General features: G+C 34.9%; 16 protein-coding genes. 1 reads left to right on the forward strand and 15 read right to left on the reverse strand.

Annotated elements, in window-relative coordinates; genetic code table 11:
- Positions 1 to 41: 41 nt before the first annotated feature.
- From NST49_RS09805 to dnaE, 14 genes are all read right to left on the reverse strand, one after another.
- Positions 42 to 1,838 carry a sensor histidine kinase gene (locus NST49_RS09805; protein WP_341048338.1) on the reverse strand — a complete coding sequence of 599 codons (1,797 nt, stop codon included), beginning with the start codon at positions 1,836 to 1,838 and terminating at the stop codon, positions 42 to 44.
- Positions 1,839 to 1,846: 8 nt separating this feature from the next.
- A complete protein-coding gene (locus NST49_RS09810) occupies positions 1,847 to 2,572 on the reverse strand; it encodes a response regulator transcription factor (protein ID WP_023177711.1) in 726 nt (241 codons plus the stop codon).
- A gap of 256 nt (positions 2,573 to 2,828) precedes the next feature.
- Positions 2,829 to 3,563: a pseudouridine synthase gene (locus NST49_RS09815; RefSeq protein WP_023177709.1), complete on the reverse strand. Its 735-nt coding sequence runs from the start codon at positions 3,561 to 3,563 to the stop codon at positions 2,829 to 2,831.
- Between the two features lie 25 nt (positions 3,564 to 3,588).
- Positions 3,589 to 4,167 carry an SMC-Scp complex subunit ScpB gene (scpB, locus tag NST49_RS09820; RefSeq protein ID WP_034536535.1) on the reverse strand — a complete coding sequence of 193 codons (579 nt, stop codon included), beginning with the start codon at positions 4,165 to 4,167 and terminating at the stop codon, positions 3,589 to 3,591.
- 1 nt (position 4,168) lies between these two features.
- Positions 4,169 to 4,942 carry a segregation/condensation protein A gene (locus NST49_RS09825; RefSeq protein WP_023177705.1) on the reverse strand — a complete coding sequence of 258 codons (774 nt, stop codon included), beginning with the start codon at positions 4,940 to 4,942 and terminating at the stop codon, positions 4,169 to 4,171.
- Positions 4,943 to 5,350 carry a GNAT family N-acetyltransferase gene (locus NST49_RS09830; RefSeq protein WP_341048342.1) on the reverse strand — a complete coding sequence of 136 codons (408 nt, stop codon included), beginning with the start codon at positions 5,348 to 5,350 and terminating at the stop codon, positions 4,943 to 4,945.
- A gap of 62 nt (positions 5,351 to 5,412) precedes the next feature.
- Positions 5,413 to 6,726 (reverse strand): diaminopimelate decarboxylase, encoded by a 1,314-nt coding sequence (gene lysA / locus NST49_RS09835; RefSeq protein ID WP_023177701.1) that lies wholly within the window; start codon positions 6,724 to 6,726, stop codon positions 5,413 to 5,415.
- A gap of 492 nt (positions 6,727 to 7,218) precedes the next feature.
- Complete coding sequence (locus NST49_RS09840; protein WP_023177699.1) at positions 7,219 to 8,043, reverse strand: purine-nucleoside phosphorylase; 825 nt, start codon at positions 8,041 to 8,043, stop codon at positions 7,219 to 7,221.
- Positions 8,044 to 8,068: 25 nt separating this feature from the next.
- Complete coding sequence (gene deoB / locus NST49_RS09845; RefSeq protein WP_341048345.1) at positions 8,069 to 9,238, reverse strand: phosphopentomutase; 1,170 nt, start codon at positions 9,236 to 9,238, stop codon at positions 8,069 to 8,071.
- 94 nt (positions 9,239 to 9,332) lie between these two features.
- Positions 9,333 to 10,223: a site-specific tyrosine recombinase XerD gene (gene xerD / locus NST49_RS09850; RefSeq protein ID WP_023177696.1), complete on the reverse strand. Its 891-nt coding sequence runs from the start codon at positions 10,221 to 10,223 to the stop codon at positions 9,333 to 9,335.
- Positions 10,224 to 10,325: 102 nt separating this feature from the next.
- Positions 10,326 to 11,213, reverse strand: a complete 888-nt coding sequence (locus NST49_RS09855; protein ID WP_341048347.1) for a CvfB family protein — start codon at positions 11,211 to 11,213, stop codon at positions 10,326 to 10,328.
- A 240-nt stretch (positions 11,214 to 11,453) separates the two neighbouring features.
- On the reverse strand, positions 11,454 to 13,211 hold the full coding sequence (pyk, locus tag NST49_RS09860; RefSeq protein ID WP_341048348.1) for a pyruvate kinase: 1,758 nt from the start codon (positions 13,209 to 13,211) through the stop codon (positions 11,454 to 11,456).
- 59 nt (positions 13,212 to 13,270) lie between these two features.
- A complete protein-coding gene (pfkA, locus tag NST49_RS09865; RefSeq protein WP_034536527.1) occupies positions 13,271 to 14,233 on the reverse strand; it encodes a 6-phosphofructokinase in 963 nt (320 codons plus the stop codon).
- A gap of 214 nt (positions 14,234 to 14,447) precedes the next feature.
- Positions 14,448 to 17,786: a DNA polymerase III subunit alpha gene (gene dnaE / locus NST49_RS09870; protein WP_341048349.1), complete on the reverse strand. Its 3,339-nt coding sequence runs from the start codon at positions 17,784 to 17,786 to the stop codon at positions 14,448 to 14,450.
- Positions 17,787 to 17,983: 197 nt separating this feature from the next.
- Between dnaE and NST49_RS09875 the strand changes: the two genes are divergently transcribed.
- The gene (locus NST49_RS09875; protein ID WP_023177688.1) at positions 17,984 to 18,172 is read left to right on the forward strand and encodes a YjzD family protein; all 189 of its coding nucleotides are present in this window, start codon (positions 17,984 to 17,986) and stop codon (positions 18,170 to 18,172) included.
- A gap of 47 nt (positions 18,173 to 18,219) precedes the next feature.
- Here NST49_RS09875 and clpB read toward each other — a convergent pair whose 3' ends face one another.
- Positions 18,220 to 20,832: an ATP-dependent chaperone ClpB gene (gene clpB / locus NST49_RS09880; protein ID WP_341048351.1), complete on the reverse strand. Its 2,613-nt coding sequence runs from the start codon at positions 20,830 to 20,832 to the stop codon at positions 18,220 to 18,222.
- Positions 20,833 to 20,858 lie beyond the last annotated feature (26 nt).

Raw genomic sequence — 20,858 nt, forward strand, 5'->3', positions numbered from 1 at the left:
AAGAAAAAAAGCAACACTTTCTCTTACTTTTTATTAGCATATTAATCTAAATAGGGCAAATGAACGATAAATTTCGTTTGTTCATTGACAATACTCTGTACTTCGACAAATCCACCATGAGCTTCTATTATATTTTTTACAATAGATAAGCCAATACCTGTACCTGTTTTATCGCCTTTCATTACAGTTCTAGATTTATCTGCTTTATAGAATCGATCAAAAATATAAGGTATATCTTCTTCTGGAATCCCTGTTCCATTATCAATGACCTCAATTAAGACTTCATCCATAATCTTGTCTAAATGCACAAAGATTTTCACTTTTTTATGTTCTCTATTGACCATACTAGTATGCCTAATAGCATTATTGATTAAATTTACAAAAACTTGACTCATTTTATCTTCATCCATGTAGTAAGAATCTAAATTAGGATCAATTTCTAATTCTAAGCGAATATTATTTTTTTCTGACATTGTGGCAAATCGAGTAAACAGTTTATTAAAAAAGTCTTCCAAATGGACATCCAATTTTATTAAGTTAATAAAACCCGCTTCCATTCTAGAACTATCGAGCATTTCATTTACCATTCGATTCATTCTCACGGATTCTTCACCGATTATTTTTGCCATTTCTTTTTTCTCATCTTGAGTTTCAGCTATATCATCTAAAATTGCCTCACTGTACCCTTGGATCATCACCAAAGGTGTTCTTAACTCATGAGAAATATTATTAATAAAGTCATTTCGCATAATATCAAGACGTTTTTCTTTTGTAATATCTTGAATAGAAACTAATACACCACGAACACTGTCTAAATTTTCATCAAAAAGTGGAATCAACGTTATATTATAATAATAGTCATCAATATTATTATCATAACTTATTTTCTCAGGAAATCGTATAATAGAATCAATTCGATATTCCAACACATCAGGTATAACCGTTTTCATTACTTGATCTGTTTGGTATAAATGCTGTAAGAATTCATCTCCTAGAGGGTTTGACATTAACAATGTTTTATCTTGATTATAATACAATACCCCTGTAGAAATGGATGTCACGATATTTTCTAAAAGTTCTTTTTCTTGTCTAGTTGCTGCTCCAGTTACTTCTAATGATTTGCCCATTTTATTCATAGCTAAGGCTAACTGAGCTAACTCATCTTTGTAAGTTGACTGTGCTTGTTGAGTAAAATCATTTTTAGCATAATCATATGCAATATCTCTTAATTGAGTTAATGGTCTGCCAAATCTACGTTGGAAATAATAAAACAATAAAATTCCTATGACAATATAAAAAATAACATTAATAGCTGACCACACCCGCATCTTATTATGCGTGCTGCTTAAAAACGACAAATCACCATAAATGTAAAGTTTGCTTTCTTGGCCATTAAAAGTAAAGTTTTGGATTTTAAAAATATACGGTGTGCTTGGTTTATCATCTAATTTTATCTCGTCTTTAACAAGCGTATTTTTCCCGTTTTCCAGCTCATTTTTGACTTCACCATTTGCCTTAATTTTTGCAAAGTCATTGGATTGATCATCTATTTTTACATTTGAAGAATAACTAATAGGCTCATCATTTTGTGTGATCACTAAAGAAAGATGGTCCTCATAAGATCGTATTTTATCGATATTTTCAACCAAAAAATTTGGATCCTCTTCTAAAAGATTGGTTATAGAATTAATCGAATGTTCAAAATCATTGATGTAACTTTCTTCTATATTGTTTGTGTATAACTTTTCGTATACTTGGTTCGTAGTAAAAAAACAAATGCCGATAGCCAACATCGTTACCACCCAAGTACGAGTAACTAAACTATTTAATTTAAACATATTTCAACCTACTTTTCAGATTCTTCAGGAAAAGAATTAAATTTATAACCAAGTCCCCAAACAGTAACAATCATTTTTGCAGCTGCCTCTGAATGTTTAGTTAATTTTTCTCTGAGACGTTTGATATGAGTATCTACTGTTCTCAAGTCTCCAAAAAATTCGTATTTCCATACTTCTCTTAATAATTGTTCTCTTCCAAAAATTTGATCAGGAGATTGCGCTAAATATAATAACAAATCATATTCTTTTGGTGTTAAATTAACAACATTTCCGTCAGCCAACACACGATGTGATTGGTCATCGATTTCAAAATGCGGCATTTCAATTAAATCAGGATTGGCTTTTTCTTTCGGTTTGCTGCTTTGGGTTCTTTTTAAAATAGCTGAGACTCTTAAAACTACTTCTCTTGGACTAAAGGGTTTCACGATATAATCATCTGCTCCAACCTCAAATCCTTCAATGCGGCTTATTTCTTCGCCTTTAGCTGTTAACATCATAATTGGAGTAGTCTTACTCTCTCTTATTTTTTCAGCAACTTCAATACCATCCATTTTTGGCAGCATTAAGTCTAATAAAACTAAATCATAATCATTTTCTAGAACCATTTTCAATGCATCTTCCCCATTGTCAGCCTCAGAAATAACATAGTTTTCTCTTTCCAAATACATTTTTAATAGTCTGCGAATTCGATCTTCGTCATCTACTACTAATAGATGCATTACATCATTTTCCATTTATTACACCCCATCATTTCCATTAGCACGTTTTGTTACTGATTTTTTCGTATAAGACCAGTATACACAACATTTGTTCAAAGTTTCAACTAATACATTTGATTCTTCTGCAAAAGCTGAAACACTTGTAAAACTAATTCTATTATATGTAAAAAACGCTTCACTCTATTTAGACCATTGGTTGAAGTTCATTTACTTCAATACTCTTAAAAAAATAGAGCTGGAGTATTTAAGTCCATGCTCTAAGAAATTGCATTTAATTAGTTGTATCATTTTGTGTTGCTGCATTACGCAATTGATAGATTTCAAATGTTTTTAATTCGCGCCATTCACCTGGTTGCAAGCCATCTAACGTTAGCGTACCATACGATTCTCTTTTAAGTTTTTCAACCGGATGTCCAATAGCTTGGAACATGTTTTTAACTTGTCTGTTACGACCTTCGTGTATAGTTAACTCTACCATAGATATGTCTCTAGAACGGTCTGCTGAAAGAATTTTTGCTTTTGCTGGTGCAGTCTTTTTACCTTCAACAACTACCCCTTTTTCTAATCTATTCAAAGATTTCCGATCAATCATACCTTTAACTTTCGCAACATAAGTTTTATCTATTTGATGTTTAGGATGCATCAGTAATTGAGAAAGTTCTCCATCATTTGTTAAGATCAAAGCGCCTGTTGTATCGTAATCTAAACGACCAACCGGATAAATACGTTGTTCTATATTTGGAAATAAGTCTGTCACTACTGGACGATCTTTGTCATCTGAAACTGCAGTAATCATATTTCTAGGTTTATTCAATAAGAAATAAACCGGTTCTTCTCTATAAATTGGAACACCATCTACTTCAATTAGATCTGAATTCCCTACTAAAACACCCATTTCCTTTACAACAGTTCCATTTACTCTAACATGACCTTTAGAAATAAGTTCTTCTGATTTACGTCTTGAAGCTACTCCGGCATGAGCCAAAACTTTCTGTAATCTTTCCATAATTTCTCCTTAGTATTCTCTATTTTTATTCATTTTCAAATTGTTGATTAAACCTTTCAAAAAATAAATCGGATTCTTTTTCAGTATTTTCCGTTTCTAATTCTGTTATTTCTGGTAAATCAGACAACTCTTTAAGACCAAAATAATCCATAAAGTAATCAGAAGTTCCATATAAAATAGCTCTTCCTGGTCCTTCTACCCGTCCTTTAGGTTCAATAAGCCCTCTAAGCGTTAATTTTTGCAATGCTCCACTTGTTTGGACTCCACGGATTTCATCGATCTCCATCCGCGTTAAAGGTTGCTTATAGGCTATTATTGCAAGTGTTTCCAACGCTGCTTGTGATAAATTAGTCGTTAATGGTGAGATCGCATATTTTTTTATCACATCTGCATACTCTTTTTTAGTAGCCAATTGATATTGGTTCCCAACCTCAAGAAGCATTAACCCTCTTGAAGTCGCTTCTTCATAATTTTTTTGAAGGCGCATCAGGAACTGATAAGCTTGCTGAGTTGAACAGTCTAAGATAGTAGAAATTTCTTCTAAAGACATCCCTTCATCCCCAGCTACAAAAAGAAGTGCTTCAATTGCTGCTAATTCATCCATACTACTCATCACCTGTTTCTTTTGATTCTGATGGATAGACAATAATATCTCCATACGTGACTTCTTGCTGAATAAAAACATTTTTTTCTTTTATTAATTCAAGCAAAGCCATAAACGTTGTTACCATCTCATTTTTTGTAGGAATATCAAATAGCCCAGTAAACAAAACACCTTGGTTTGCAATGGTACTTCTTAATTTCCCCATAATAAAATCCATTTTTTCATTAATCGTTGTTTCTTCTGCTCTAATCGTTGTTTGCAGTGGTATTTTCTTCATTTTTTTATTAAACATATCTTGAAAAGCTGCAACTAAATCAAACGTACTGATTTGAAGAGGCTCCAATGGAACTTTTTCTTGTAATGATTCTAGGTTAGTAGGTTCCTTTGAAAAATATTGGCTACGTTCTTCTTCTTTTACTTTTAACAAAGCTGCTGCCGACTTGTATTTACGGTATTCCAATAATTGCTCTACTAACGCATCTCTAGGATCTTCACCGGATTCAAAAAAAACTTCATCTTCTGGATCAGCATTCATTTCTTGTTTAGGTAAAAGCAATTTACTTTTTATTGCCATTAAAGTTGCTGCCATAACTAAATAATCTCCGGCAATATCTAATTGTAATACTTTCATTGCTCGGATGTAATTTAAGTATTGTGCTGTAACTTCAGCAATTGGGATATCATAAATATCAATCTCTAAGTGTTTGATCAATTGCAATAATAGATCTAATGGTCCTTCAAATGCATCAATTTTTATATTTATATCGGATGACATTTAATCCTCGCCTTTTTCATCAGTCAATAAAATAGACTGTTGGTCCTTTTTACTTTTCTCTTGCTCCCATTTTGCAATTAAAGAGGCGGTTTCTAACGTTCCCATTACTTTTTTCTGAGGGAGTCGTTTTTCTAATGCTTCTAAAATTTTGTAACTGATTCCTTCATTTCTGAATGAAGGGTTAATAGAGATATGTCTTACTAATGTCATATCGTTTCCAATCTCAACACCTATTACAGCTATGATATCTTGAGTTTCTTCACTTTTCCATAAATAAAGTTTGTAGTTTTCTTTACTTTGGTACCAATCCATTTCATTCTGCAAACGCGAAACGTCTTTTAAGTCCGGAACAAATGAGAGCAATCCCATTGAAATTTTTTCATAATCATTTTTGTAATCGAGTAACATAGTATCCTCCTAGCGCTCTAAGCTTGCAACATCAGAGTATTAGTGTTTTTTATCTCTTTAAATTAATATAGAGAGCGTTCTAATCTCATTAAGTCTGCATAACTTTCTCGCTTAATAGCTAAAAAATCTTTTCCATTTTCAACAAAGATGACTGGCGGTCTTGGAATACGATTGTAATTACTAGCCATCGCATATCCATAAGCTCCAGTACTAAAGACTGCTAAAACATCTTTGTCATCTGCTTTTGGCAGCGGCAGATCCCATATCAACATATCACCAGATTCGCAGCATTTTCCTGCTATAGAATAGGTTTCTTCTACTGCATCCTCTACACGATTGGCTAAAACGCCCGTATATTTTGCATCATAAAGCGCGGGTCTAATGTTATCCGTCATTCCTCCGTCGATAGCTAAATAATTACGAACATCTGGTATGATTTTTTGTGAGCCAACTTGATATAATGTGATCCCCGCATCTCCAACTAAACTGCGTCCTGGTTCGATCCAAATCTCAGGCATCGGTAATTGAACTTTGGTTGTGACAGATTGTACTTCATCAATTAAATTATTGATATAATCTTCTATGGGTAATGGCTCATCTTCAGATGTATACCTAATCCCAAAGCCTCCGCCAACATTTAATACCCGCAAATCGAATCCCATAGCCTCATGCCATTCTTTTGATTGCATGACTAATTTGTCAATGGCCAGACTAAATCCTTCTGTTTCAAAAATTTGTGATCCTATGTGGCAATGCAATCCCATTACATCAATATATGGCATCTGCATAGCTAATTGCAAAGCTTGTTGAGCTTGTCCATTATTAAGGTCAAATCCAAATTTAGAATCTGTTTGCCCAGTTGTAATGTACTCATGTGTATGAGCTTCAACCCCTGGAGTTACTCTCAATAAAATCGACATATTTTGCTTGCGTTGTTTTGTATACTGATTTAATTTTTCTAATTCGTAAAAATTATCTACTACAAAGCAGCCGATATTATAATCCAATGCAGCAATGATTTCAGCATCTGATTTATTATTTCCGTGAAAATGAATTTTTTTACTAGGGTAATCAGCTTGGATAGCTGTAAAAAGTTCTCCTCCAGAAACCACATCTAAAGACATTTCTTCCTTGGCCATTAATTGATAAATAGCTAAACAAGAGAAAGCTTTACTTGCATAGGCTACTTGTGCTTTGATTTTTCTATCTTGAAAGGCTTTTTTAAACATTTGTGCTTTGTGTTTAACCTGAGAAATATCATATACATAAAGAGGCGTTCCATATTTTTCAACTAATGAAATAGTGTCTATACCACCTATTTCTAAATGGTTAGCTTTATTTATTTTCATTGTTCCTGTTAGTAATCTTTCGTCCATCAACTATCCTCATCTCAGTTTTGCTTGTTTTTTGCTTTACTTACTTTAACACAAAAAAAAGCTTTTCTCAATGTGATCAATAGTGCCTAATTGCGGGTCTATAAATTTTAGTGTTGATAGATTATTCAAAATACTCACCAAACATTTCTGGAGTAATAGGGTTGCTTGTAGCCCTGTATAGGATTCAATGAGAATTATAAACCGTTAGCGCTTCAGCGATTAGGGTTTATTTGAAGCTTGAAAGCCTTTAAGACTCCAGGCTTACAGGCGGTCCCATGGCTCCACAAGCAAACCCGTCCATTCCAGAAGAAATTTTTTTGAAGCATCCACACCATTTGTCATACAACCCTATTTGCACACTCTAAAAAATCAAATCTTTCTACTATTCTTCAATTGTTTTAAATTAATGAAGAAAAGAGAAACTGCTTAAAAGTTTGGCAACTAGACCATAACTTCTTCACAGTTCCTCTTTCTATCTACTCAATGGGTTTTTTATTTCATTTCTGAAAGAATAGTTTTTACAAAAGCTTTAAATGTATGTTTAACACGCTGTGTTGTTTCTACCACTTCTTCATGATTTAATGTCGCTTGCATGCCAGCAGCCAAATTAGTGATACAAGATATACCGATGACTCTCATACCTGCATGATTTGCTACAATAACTTCTGGAACAGTAGACATCCCAACAGCATCAGCACCAAATTGACGAACCATTTTTATTTCGGCTGGAGTTTCATAAGTTGGACCAGAAAAACCAATATATACGCCTTCTTTTAAGTCTATATCCATGTTCTTAGCTACAGAACGAACGGTTTCTTGGTAAGCTGCATCATAGGCATGACTCATATCCGTGAAACGCGGTCCCATAGAAGCATCATTTGGTCCTATTAAAGGATTGGTACCAGTATAGTTAATTTGATCTGTGATCATCATTAATTCGCCTGGGGTGAAATCAGTATTGACTCCGCCAGCTGCATTTGTCACGATCAATGAATGGATACCAAGTGCTTTCATTACTCGTATCGGGAAAGTAACTTCTTCTAAAGTATACCCTTCATAAAAATGAAAACGCCCTTGCATAGCTAATACTTTTTTACCGCCCAATGTTCCATATACTAATTGTCCAGCATGTCCTTCTACAGTAGACACAGGAAAATGAGGGATCTTACTATATGAGATCGCAATTGGATTTTCAACTTCGTCCCCTAACTCCCCTAATCCAGAACCTAGAATCAATCCAACTTCTATATCTTGAACACCATTTTCTAAAATATAGCTTTTTGCTTCATTAACTTTCTTTAATAATGCTGTAGTCATAATTTCCTCCATTAATGTATTCTTTTTACTTTAATTCTTCTAAGAAGCTTTTACCAAATCCTGTATCTTGAACACCGAAATTAGCTGCAATAGTAGCACCAATATCTGCAAAATGGCCTTGAGAAATTTCGCCATGTTCTTTCATTGAAGGAGAATAAGCTAATAAAGGAACATACTCTCTAGTGTGATCCGTTCCAGGTGCAATAGGGTCATTTCCGTGATCGGCAGTGATCAATAATAAATCATCTTCTCTTAGCTTGCCAACGATTTCTTCAACACGAGCATCAAATTCATCAATTGCTTGACCGTATCCAACGACATCACGACGGTGTCCAAATTTAGCATCAAAATCAACCAAGTTTAAGAAGCTAAGACCTTCAAAATCTTTATCCATAACCGTCAAGAGTTTATCTACACCATCCATATTGTGTTCTGTGCGTACAGATTCAGTGATGCCTTCTCCATTATAAATATCATTGATCTTGCCGATTGCAATAACTTCCTTACCGCCTTCGCTTAAATGGTTAAGAACAGTCTTACCAAAAGGATTTAATGCATAATCATGACGTCCACTCGTTCTAGTAAACTGTCCAGGTTTCCCAACATATGGTCGAGCAATGATTCTGCCAATCATGTAAGGATCGTCTTTTGTAATATCTCTGACAAACTGACAGATTCGGTACAGTTCATCTAATGGAATCACATCTTCATGAGCTGCGATCTGTAAAACAGGGTCTGCCGAAGTATAAACGATCAAGTCTCCTGTTTTTAATTGATGTTCCCCATATTCATCAATAATAGCTGTTCCACTAGCTGGTTTATTCCCTACAATTTCGCGGCCGGAAAAGTCTTCAATTTGTTTTAATAACGCATCTGGGAATCCTTCAGGAAAAACTCGGAAAGGCGTTTGAATGTTTAATCCCATAATTTCCCAATGTCCGGTCATGGTATCTTTACCAACAGATACTTCTTCTAATTTTGTGTAATAGCCTAAGCTGTCAGTAACGCTACGCACACCTTTTAAAGGTTTGATATTTCCTAAACCTAATTCTTCTAAATGAGGTATTGTTAATCCAGCTTCTTGAGCGATATGGCCTAACGTGTCACTTCCTAGATCATTAAATTTATCAGCATCAGGCGCTTCCCCAATACCAACTGAATCCATAACGATTAAATGCACTCTTTTATATGACATTCGTTCTTCATCCTCCTAATTATAGGTTTCTACATTCTCATTATAGTAAAAATAATACGATAAAGCGAGTAAAACTCTACACTCTTTCTATTTTTCAAGCCCTTGGATGATACGTTTTGTAAACGCTTGACATCCTTTGCTTAGTAATGTGCGTGTAAATTTGAGTTGTAGAGATATCCGAGTGTCCAAGCAATTCTTGAACAACTCTTAGATCGGCACCATTTTCAAGCAAATGTGTAGCAAATGAATGACGTAAAGTATGAGGGGTTACTTCTTTTTCTATTCCAGCTTTTTTTACTAGTATTTTTAGATTTTTCCAAACACCTTGCCTAGTTAATTTACGTCCATGATGATTTAGAAATAAATAGGGTGAACGACGGCCTTCTTTTTCCAATTTTGGTCGGCTGTAACGACGATATTTTTCGATCCACTCGATAGCCATATCTCCTAAAGGAATAATTCTTTCTTTATCTCCTTTACCAATCGTTTGGATCAATCCTAGTGATAAGTGCAGGTCATCTAATTTTAGTTCTGTTAATTCAGATACACGTAATCCTGTCGCATACATAACTTCGAGCATTGCTCGATCTCTCAATCCTAATGTCTCGCCAGTATTTGGTGTTTCAATCAAAAGATCCACCTCTTTAATAGACAATACTTTTGGTAGTTTTTGCGCCTTCTTAGGCGTATCAATATGAAGCATGGGATCATTTTTAGTTAACTGTTCTTGCTTTAAGAATTGATGAAGCTGTCTTAAACAAGATATCATTCGAATAATTGTGCCAGCAGATTTTTGTTTTTCTTTTAGGTCTTGTAAAAAAGAAAGCACAACATAACGATCAATTTGATCCCAGTGGTTTAATTTACTTTGTTCAATAAATACCATATATTGTCCAATATCTCTTTTGTAACTTTCAATTGTATTTTTTGAAAGACCTCTTTCAATAGTCAAAAAACGGATATACTCTTCTACATCTTCCTTCACTCTATTTACACCTCTATCCAAATTAACCTAAATTATTTATATAAAACGCAAAAGAAGGCAAGAACACTTTGTGAACTGCCTTCTTTCGTTTCTTCTTATTTTTTAGTTTTCTTCTTGGTCGTTCTCGCTGGATTCTTGAACAAGTTTCGTTTCGCCATTTTCTTGTACGATTAAGCGTTGTTTCATCAAGTTTCCAATTGCTCGTTTAAACTGACCTTTACTGATCCCAAAACGCTCCGAAATATCTTCTGGTGAACTCTTATCAGTATATGGAAAGCTACCTGTTTTAGTTCGTTCTAATATGGCCATCAACATTGCAGCATCGTCGCCAATAGCTTCATAAGCACGAGGCATTAGAGATAGATTTATCACACCATCTGGTCTAACCCCAATGACACGTCCGGACACAACTTCTCCTAAACGAGGTTCATCTTTGCGTTCTGAAGGATGGACGAAACCAATTTGGTTATCTTCAGTCAAAATAAACGTTCCAATAACTTTTAAACGATACGCTGTTCCTTTGATGTTTTGGTTGATCAATTCTTCTGTTCCTTTTTTAGCTAATGATTGGAATACTTCATCTCCTGCTAGTTCTCCCCACATACGGTCTTTATCGTCTACTCGTATCGTTATCAGTAAACGATCACCTTTTTTAGGCCATAAATGTTTAATGGTCGGTAATTCGTCAAGTGAAACGACCAATTCTTTGTCAGGCAGGCCTACATCTACAAATACTCCTAAATCTTTACGTGTATCAATAACGGTACCCCATGCATAATGACCCACTTGTACTTTAGGAAGTTCTTGAGTTAACATAAAGTCTTTATCCATTGAGATATAAGCAAAACCTTCTACTATATCGCCTAGTTTGTAATCCATTCCTTCAGTTTTATCTAATTTGTACGTTACGCCATCTTTTTGTACAAAAAATGCGTCCTCGTTTACATCTGTAACAAGTCCTGTGATAATTTTTCCTAATGATTGATTCATATTTTTTCCTCCATAAGTTTAGATCTATTATTTGGTAGTGATTCTTTAATCATTCCTCTACAGTTTATATGAAAAAGACAAGGAATGAAAGAATGTTGAAAAAGTTTCGATATAAGTTTACCATAATCTTTTTATGTAAACTAACTATTGTTTTAAATTTCAAAAAAAACTCCCTATCGGATTTAAAAATCAATCCTCAAGAGAGTTTTGTTCATTTAAATTTTTAAGTTTTATTAGCTATTAGATAGCTGTTGTAGCTCCACGGTAGATGATTCCACGACGTGAATCAACAGTAATTAATTCATCATTTTTAATAAGAGTCGTAGCATTTTCAACATTCACAATTACTGGAATGCTCATTGCAATAGCAATAACAGCTGCATGACTAGTTAAGCCACCTTGTTCTACTACTAAAGCTGATGATTTTTCAATCGCTGGCAAGTAGTCTTTATCTGTTGTTTTCACAACTAAAATTCCACCTTCTACAGCATTTTTATTTGCTTCTTCAGCACTTGTTGCGACAGTTGCTTTACCAATAACAGCCTCTGTTCCAACACCTTGGCCGCTAGCTAACTTAGTTCCAATTAATTGAATTTTCATTAAGTTAGTTGTGCCACGTTCGCCAACTGGTACACCGGCAGTAATGATGATTAAATCTCCTGCAGTAGCAAATCCAGTTTCTTGAGCAATTTTAGTTGCCAAGTTGAACATATCATCAGTTGAACCTGGTTTTTCAGAAACAACTGGAGAAACTCCCCAAGTTAATGCTAAACCGCGCATTTGACGTTCTGTAAATGTAACAGCAACAATATTAGCTTTTGGACGGTATTTTGCGATCATACGTGCAGTATGTCCAGATTCAGTAGCTGCAACAATTGTTTGAATGTTCAAGTTACGAGCAGTATGTCCTACAGATTGACCAATAGCTTCAGTCATATCTGTTTGGCTATATGCTTTTAATGCAAATGCATCTTGGTTTACTAATGCTTCTTCAGTACGTACAGCAATACGTGCCATAGTTTGTACAGCTTCAATTGGGTAATCCCCAGCAGCAGTTTCACCTGAAAGCATGATAGCATCTGTACCATCAAAAATAGCATTAGCTACGTCACTTGCTTCAGCACGTGTTGGACGTGGGTTTTGTTGCATTGAGTCAAGCATTTGTGTAGCAGTAATAACTGGTTTACCAGCTTGATTACATTTTTGGATAAGAGCTTTTTGAACAATAGGAACTTCCTCTGTAGGAATTTCAACTCCTAAGTCTCCACGAGCAACCATTAATCCATCAGAAACTTTTAAGATTTCATCAATGTTGTCTACGCCTTCTTGGTTTTCAATTTTAGGAATGATTTGAACATGAGTCATGTTTTCTTCTTCTAAAATTTGAGTGATCTCTAATACGTCACTAGCACGACGTACAAAACTTGCTGCGATGTAATCAATATCATTCTTTAGACCAAAACGAATATCAGCAGCATCTTTATCAGTGATTCCTGGTAAATTAACAGATACACCTGGTACGTTTACGCCTTTTTTATTCTTTAATGTTCCTGGATTCTTAACTAAAACAACAATTTCACCATTTGCATGATCTAAATCAGTTACTTCAAGGTCCACTAAACCATCATCTAGTAAAATATGAGTACCTGGATTTACGTCATTGATTAATTCAGGATAAGTAATTGAGAATTTTTCTTTTGTTCCTTCAACTTCTGTCATTGAGATACGAACAACGTCTCCTGCTTCAAAGTCAACACGGCCATCTTTCATGTTGTGTGTACGCATTTCAGGACCTTTTGTATCTAATAGAATAGCTACCATTTTACCGGTACGTTTTGATGCTTCACGAATATTGTTGATACGTGCTCCATGTTCCTCAAAGTCACCATGTGAAAAGTTTAAACGGGCTACGTTCATACCTGCATCTATCATTTGAGTTAGTTGTTCAACCGTTTCACTTGCTGGACCAATCGTACATACAATTTTTGTTTTTTTCATTCTATTATCTCTCCTAACAGCAATTTTTATTACAATTATTTATAAGTTTGTAATTTCTTTTAATAAGATATTTCTTGATTTAATTTATACAAGCTAACATCAGGCATGTGTTTGCCGCTTTTTAGCGTTTCAACAATATCATTTTCAACAATTTTGTTGTCTACGATTCCGATACATAATCCGCCTTTACCAGCTTTCAATAAATCAACTGCTCTTGCACCGAAAACACTTGATAATACTCGGTCACGAGCTGTTGGAGATCCTCCACGTTGAACATGTCCTAAAACAGTAACGCGTGCTTGATAGTCTCCATATTTTGATAATTCTTCTGCAAAGTCATTGCCGTTCATAACACCCTCGGCAAGAATAACAATACTATGTTTTTTACCGCGCTCACGGCCTCTTTGGATCGTGTTAGCAATGTCTTCCATATTAAATTCTGTTTCAGGAATGATAATTTGTTCTGCTCCGCCTGCTACACCTGTCCATAATGCGATATCTCCTGCGTTACGGCCCATAACTTCAATAATAAAAGTACGAACGTGACTTGTTGCAGTGTCGCGAATTTTATCTACAGAATCTAGTACGGTATTAATAGCCGTATCAAAACCAATACAGAAATCAGTACCTGGGATATCGTTATCAATTGTACCTGGTAATGCTACTGTTGGATAGCCGTGTTTCGTTAAAGCAGAAGCTCCCATATAAGAACCATCTCCACCAATAACGACTAAACCTTCAATCCCAAATTTATTCAGTTGTTCAATACCTTTTAGTTGACCTTCTTCAGTAGCAAATTCAGGATAACGAGCAGAATAAAGGAACGTTCCACCTCTTGAAATCTTATCACCTACATCTCTACGAGTCAACTTGCGTATATCACCAGCTACTAAACCAGCGTAACCATAGTTAATGCCGTATACTTCCATTCCTTCATAAAGACCTTTACGTACAACAGCTCGAATAGCTGCATTCATTCCTGGAGCATCTCCACCACTTGTCAAAACAGCAATACGTTTCATATTGACTTCACCTCATAAAATAGATTAAAGTAAATAGCTCTTCTAAACAACTTATAACCACCATTATCTAAAAAACTTTTTTACTCATTACACTTAATTCTAGTACAAACGATTCTTTTTTAAACTTACTATCATAAGCTCACCTGTTATTCTACCACTTTTATACCGTCTTGTCCTTTTAAAAATAGCATTTCACTAAAAAAATCATTTAACTTTAATTATTTTTAATAACAATGTTTTCTTTTCCAAGAAGGTTTTCTAATTCTTCAATTAATTCAGGTGTATCATTGATCCAACTTTCCTCTGCTAAACCAATCTTCTTATTCGATTGCACATAGTACAATACAACAGGTATGTTTCCTTTAGATCTCATCATTACATTTTTCATTTTTTCTAATGTTTCATTGTTATTCTGTTCTTCTTGTATCCGAATAAAACATTTTTTATCCGTTTGACTGCCAGCTATTTTTTCCACATCATCCATTTGATTAACAATGATTTGCGGTATACCCTCACGTTTTGATTCTACTTTTCCTTCAACATACAAAACGGTTTTATCCGTAAGCAACTCAATAAATTGACGGTATTTTGTAGGGAATAATGTTAAAGAACAATCTCCAGAAGTATCACTAATGGTCACAAAAGCCATTGGTTCACCTTTTTTTGTTGTAATTTTGTGAATGTTTTTGATTGAACCAATTATTCTGCTTGTTTTTCCAATTGTTAACTCATTTATATATACAATTTGTTTCCAAGGCCGTACTGAATCGTATTTCTCAGTTGGATGCCCTGATAGATACGTTCCTAAAAAGTGCTCTTCATTTTCTAACTTCTCTTCGATTGTTAAGTCAGGAGCAGATTCATATTTGGGTTTTAGTAATTCAAATAAATCAATATTATTCCCACTCATTTGCACACTTTGAATGATGCCTTCGATCGATGCCAAAAGTGTTCCTCGGGAGTGCTCAAACTGATCAAATGCGCCAACATAGATTAATGGTTTGATGTATTCTGGCTTCAACCATTTCTTATCTAGTCTTTTAAGAAAATCAATTAAATCTTTGTACTTTCCATCATTCTTCCGATTCGTAATCATGTCGTCAATCATATCTCTTCTCAACCCTTTTATAGAACTAAAGCCAAAAAGAATTTGGCTATTAATTAAAGAAAACCCGCCAAAACTAGCATTAATGTCTGGTGAAAGAACTTTGATGGCTCTTTTTTTCGCTTCGATAATATATTCTTTCATTTTAGTAGAATTATTTAAAGCTGAGTTTAATAAAGCTACGAAAAAAGCATTAGGATAATGGGCCTTTAAATACGCCATTTGATAAGCGATAAAAGAATACGCTACTGCATGTGACCGGTTAAAACCATAGTTAGCAAATCGTTCAATGTAATCATAAACTTGCATGGCAACTTCTGGGGTGTACCCTAACTTAGCGGCACCACTAGTAAAATGTTGTCGTTCTTTATCAATAATACTTTTTTGTTTTTTTCCGATCGCTCTTCGTAAAATATCCGCTTGTCCTAACGTGTAGCCTCCCATTCTGGCAGCTACTTGCATAACTTGTTCTTGATAAACCATTACACCATAAGTGACAGACAGGATCTCTGAAAGAGATTCATGAGGGTATACGATTGGAAGTACACCTTTCTTTCTTTTGATAAACGTATCGATCTGTTCCATAGGACCGGGACGATACAATGCATTCACAGCTGCTATATCTTCCATAGAAGATGGCTCTAACCTGCGCAATACGCTTTTAATCCCCGCTGATTCAAATTGAAAGATCCCTACCATATCTCCTTTTCGAAATAATTGAAGTGTCTCTTGATCTTGCATAGGTATGTTTAACAAATTTAATCGCTTGCCAGTCTCTCTTTGGACAAGTTTTAATACATTATCTATAATAGATAAATTCTTCAAACCTAAGAAATCCATTTTCAACAATCCAATTTCTTCTACATTCCCCATAGGGTACTGCGTTAAAAAAATCTCGCCTCCACCTTTTTGTAAAGGAACGTATTGAGTTAAGGGCTTATCACTGATGACTACACCTGCAGCATGAGTTGAAATATGTCGAGGCAAACCTTCAATTTTTTTGGCCGTTTCAAACAAAAGTGTATTTTTTTCGTTTTCTCCAACCAGTTTTCTTAACGTTGCAGATTGTTTAAAAGCTTTTTCTAAAGTAATGCCAAGCACACTTGGAATAGCTTTAGACCAAACGTTCGCTTCGGAAGGACTCAAACCAAATACTCGGGATACATCTTTCAAAGCCATTTTAGCAGCTAAAGTGCCGAACGTTGCGATTTGAGCTACATGATTCTTACCATACTTATTTCTGACATATTGCAATATTTCCTCTCGCCGATTATCAGGAAAATCCAAATCGATATCCGGCATTGTATAACGTTCTTCATTTAAAAACCGTTCAAATAACAGATCATATTCAATTGGATCCACATCTGTAATTCCAAGTAAATAAGCGACCAAAGAACCTGCTGCTGAACCCCTGCCTGCTCCAGTAACAATTTTCACTTTATGAGCATATGCCATGACATCCCATACAATTAAGAAATAATCTTCGAATCCCATTTTTCCAATGACGGTTAATTCATATTCTAAGCGATCGATATAGCGTTTATCTGGTTCGGATACTCTTTTTTCTAAACCAATCAGACACTGTGCTTTTAAAAATGCCGTTGTCGATTTCTCGGTTGGCAAAGGAAATTTTGGTAGCAATTGTTGGCGCAAAACAATCTCACTAGTTATCATATCAGCAATAGCGTTTGTTCTTTGAGCTGCTTCTGCTAAGTCATTCTCTTTGAATTGTTTTTCCACTAAACTACTCTCAGGTAAAAAATAATCTCCATTTATAGAAGCATTTTGGATTGAAAGGGTTTCTCCCTTATCAATCGCTCTTAAAGCAGCCGTACTAAACTCATCATCTGCATCAATATACCGAATATCTTGTAAAGCCACAGTAGGTGTTCCAGTATTTCGAGATACCTCATTCAATTTATTTTTTATTGATTTCAGCTTTAGATGAAGTTGAACACCTATATAAAACTGATTTTTTGGAAATGCTTTTTGCCATTTTTTTACAACTGTTACAGCTGACTCTGGGTCATCTTGAAATAAAAAAGCTTCAGCTTCTCCTGTTTCCCCAGGTGTGATTGCAATTAAGTCCTGACTGTATTGTTCTATTTGATCGACAGTCAACCGCTCATTTTCAGCTAAAAGCATTTTTTGGCTTGAAAGAATCATCAAATTTTCATAGCCTTTAGCATTTTTCGCTAATAAAATGATTGAATGATTTTCTTCGCTTTTTACAATACCGCCAACATCTAGGGTTAATCCTAAAATAGGTTTAATCTGGTGTTTTTTACACATTTTGTAAAAGTCTACCAACCCATATAAAATGTTGTGATCAGTAAGAGCAATGGCTTGATAACCTCTTTCTTTAGCCTTAATGACTAATTCTTCAATCGAAATGGTGCTTTGTAATAAACTATAAGAACTCATTACTTGTAATTGTACAAATGACATTTTGTCACCCCATTCTAACTCTCTGTTTCTTATTATACCCTTCTCTGATTCGTATACGCAAACCTTCTAAAAGGAACTTACTTTTCTTACCCACTCTCTTAAATTAGAATACCACAAATACTTTTTCTTCTTACTTTTCCCTTTACAAAATTTTTGAAAATGCTAAAATGAATGTGTAAAAGAAGAGAGGTCAAATTATGAAATATCTAGTTACATTATTCTGGGGATTCTTTATTGGTCAAGCTGTAAATTATATTGGAGCTTCATTATCAAGCAGCTCATATAACTTCGTTACAGCATCACTGATTGGATTATTTATTGGGTTAATGGTAATATTAATTGCTAAAACTTTTTCAGAACCAAAACGCGAACACGCAACTAAATAAGATCAATTAAACAAAAAAAAGACATTCAATCGAATGTCTTTTTTTGTTTAATCATCTAACAGTTGTGTTTCATAGGATAAGTGGTCATCTTTTAACGTAATGGTTACTTTAGATTTCGGTAGAATTTCGCCAGAAATAATACCTTTGGCTAAAGGTGTTTCTACTTGTTTCGTAATAAATCGTTTTAATGGTCTTGCTCCATACATCGGATCATAAGCTTTTTCGGCTATCCAAACTTGTGCTTCTCCAGAAATCGTTAACTCAATGTCTTGATCAGCTAAGCGGACAGCTAAATCGTGTATTAATTTAAGAATAATTTTTTTCACAACTTGTAAGCCTAAAGGAGCAAAAAGAATAGTGTCATCGATCCTATTTAAAAACTCAGGTTTAAAGGATGTTTTTAACAGCGATAATACCTGTTCTTTAGTTGAGTCTTTAATTTGTCCTTGGTCATCCGTACCTTCTAATAATAGATCAGACCCAATATTACTTGTCATAATCAAAACAGTGTTTTTAAAATCGACCATTCTGCCTTTTGAATCAGTCAATCGACCATCATCTAATACTTGTAATAAAATATTGAAAACATCTGGGTGAGCCTTCTCTATTTCATCTAACAAAACAATGGTATAAGGACTTCTCCGGACAGCTTCAGTCAATTGTCCGCCTTCATCATAACCGACGTAACCAGGTGGTGCACCTATCAATCTTGAAACAGTATGTTTCTCCATATACTCACTCATATCAATCCGGACCATATGATCTTGTGAGTCAAATAAATTGTCAGCTAATGCTTTTGCCAATTCTGTTTTCCCAACCCCAGTTGGTCCTAAAAATAGGAATGAACCTAGCGGACGATTAGGATCTTGGATGCCAGCTCTAGCCCTTATAACCGCATCTGATACGCTTTGTACCGCTTCATCTTGACCAATGACACGCTCATTTAATGATTCATCTAAGTGCATCAATTTTTCGCGTTCGCCTTTAATCAACTTACTAACAGGAATTCCCGTCATTCGACCAATAACTACAGCAATTTCTTCTTCTGTAACCGATTCTTGTACCAGTCTAACTTGATTATCTTGATCAGCTAATTGTTGCTCTTCGAGTTTTTTTAATTCTGTCTCTAATGCAGGTATTTGTCCATGTCTCAAGACAGCAGCTCGCTCCAAATCATAATTGCCTTCTGCTTCTTCTAATTCATGACGTGCTTTTTCAATTTCAGCACGTTTATCGCGTAGTTTAGCTACTTCTTCTTTTTCAGTTTCCCATTTCATTTTCAACTGGTTCGCTTCTTCACGTAAATTGGATAATTCTTCTTGAATAATAGCCAATCTACGCATGCTAGCATCATCTTTCTCTTTTTTCAATGCAGCTTCTTCTATTTCTAACTGCATCAAGCGACGAGAAACTTGATCCAATTCAGTGGGTCTTGAATTCATTTCAACTCGAATGGTAGCACAAGCTTCATCTATTAAATCAATTGCTTTATCTGGTAAAAAACGATCTGTAATGTAACGGTTGGATAGCGTTGCCGCAGCCACTAAAGCGTTATCGTGGATATTTACGCTATGGTGAATTTCAAACCGTTCTTTTAGCCCTCTTAAAATACTAATGGTTTCTTCTACTGTAGGTTCGTCAACAAGTACTTTTTGGAAACGTCTTTCAAGTGCTTTATCTGACTCCATGTATTTTCGATATTCATCTAATGTTGTCGCACCAATACAATGCAGTTCTCCACGAGCCAGCATCGGTTTTAATAAGTTTCCTGCATCCATACTGCCTTCTGTTTTCCCGGCGCCTACAATTGTGTGGATCTCATCAATAAATAAGATGATGTTCCCTTCGCTTTTCTTCACTTCTTTTAGAACTGCTTTTAAGCGTTCTTCAAATTCTCCACGGTATTTAGCACCTGCAATCAAAGAACCCATGTCTAATGAAAAAATGGTTTTTCCTTTTAAATTTTCGGGTACATCTTTTCGAACGATTCGTTGAGCCAACCCTTCAATAATAGCGGTTTTACCAACACCAGGTTCTCCAATCAATACCGGATTGTTCTTCGTTTTACGAGATAAAATCCGAATAACATCTCTAATCTCATCATCTCTACCTATAACAGGATCTTGGTTTCCGCTTTTTACGGCTTTAACTAGATCTGTACCGTATTTTTCAAGTGCTTGATAAGTTTCTTCTTGATTTTGTGAGGTCACGCGATCTCCTCCTCTTATTTTTTCAATTTCATTTTTTAAATTCTTTTCAGTTAACCCATTCTGCAATAGATACTTAGTTAAAGAATGATTTTTTAATTTCATAAGTGCCAATAAGACGATCTCAGTAGAAAGAAAGTCATCTTGAAATGCAGCTCTTAATTTATCTGCTTCTGTTAATAAATTGTATAGGTTTTGACTCATTCCTTGTCCATATTGAACATTAGAGCCTTCAACAGTTGGGTAATGATCCAATTCTTGATCAATATAAGATTCAAAATCCTCTGTTTTGATCCCTAACGATTGATAAAGCCCACGTGCAAAATGATCAGGCGTTAAAAAAATCTTCCATAAATGGAGAAGATCTATTTCTTGATGTTTTCTAGTTACAGCAATATTTTGAGCTTCGCCAAGGGTTTGTTGCATCGTAGTAGTCATTTTTTCTATATCCATAGAAACCCCTCCTTGATTTACTAGTG

The organism is Carnobacterium sp. FSL W8-0810 (genome assembly GCF_038007125.1).
Lineage (GTDB): Bacteria > Bacillota > Bacilli > Lactobacillales > Carnobacteriaceae > Carnobacterium_B > Carnobacterium_B inhibens.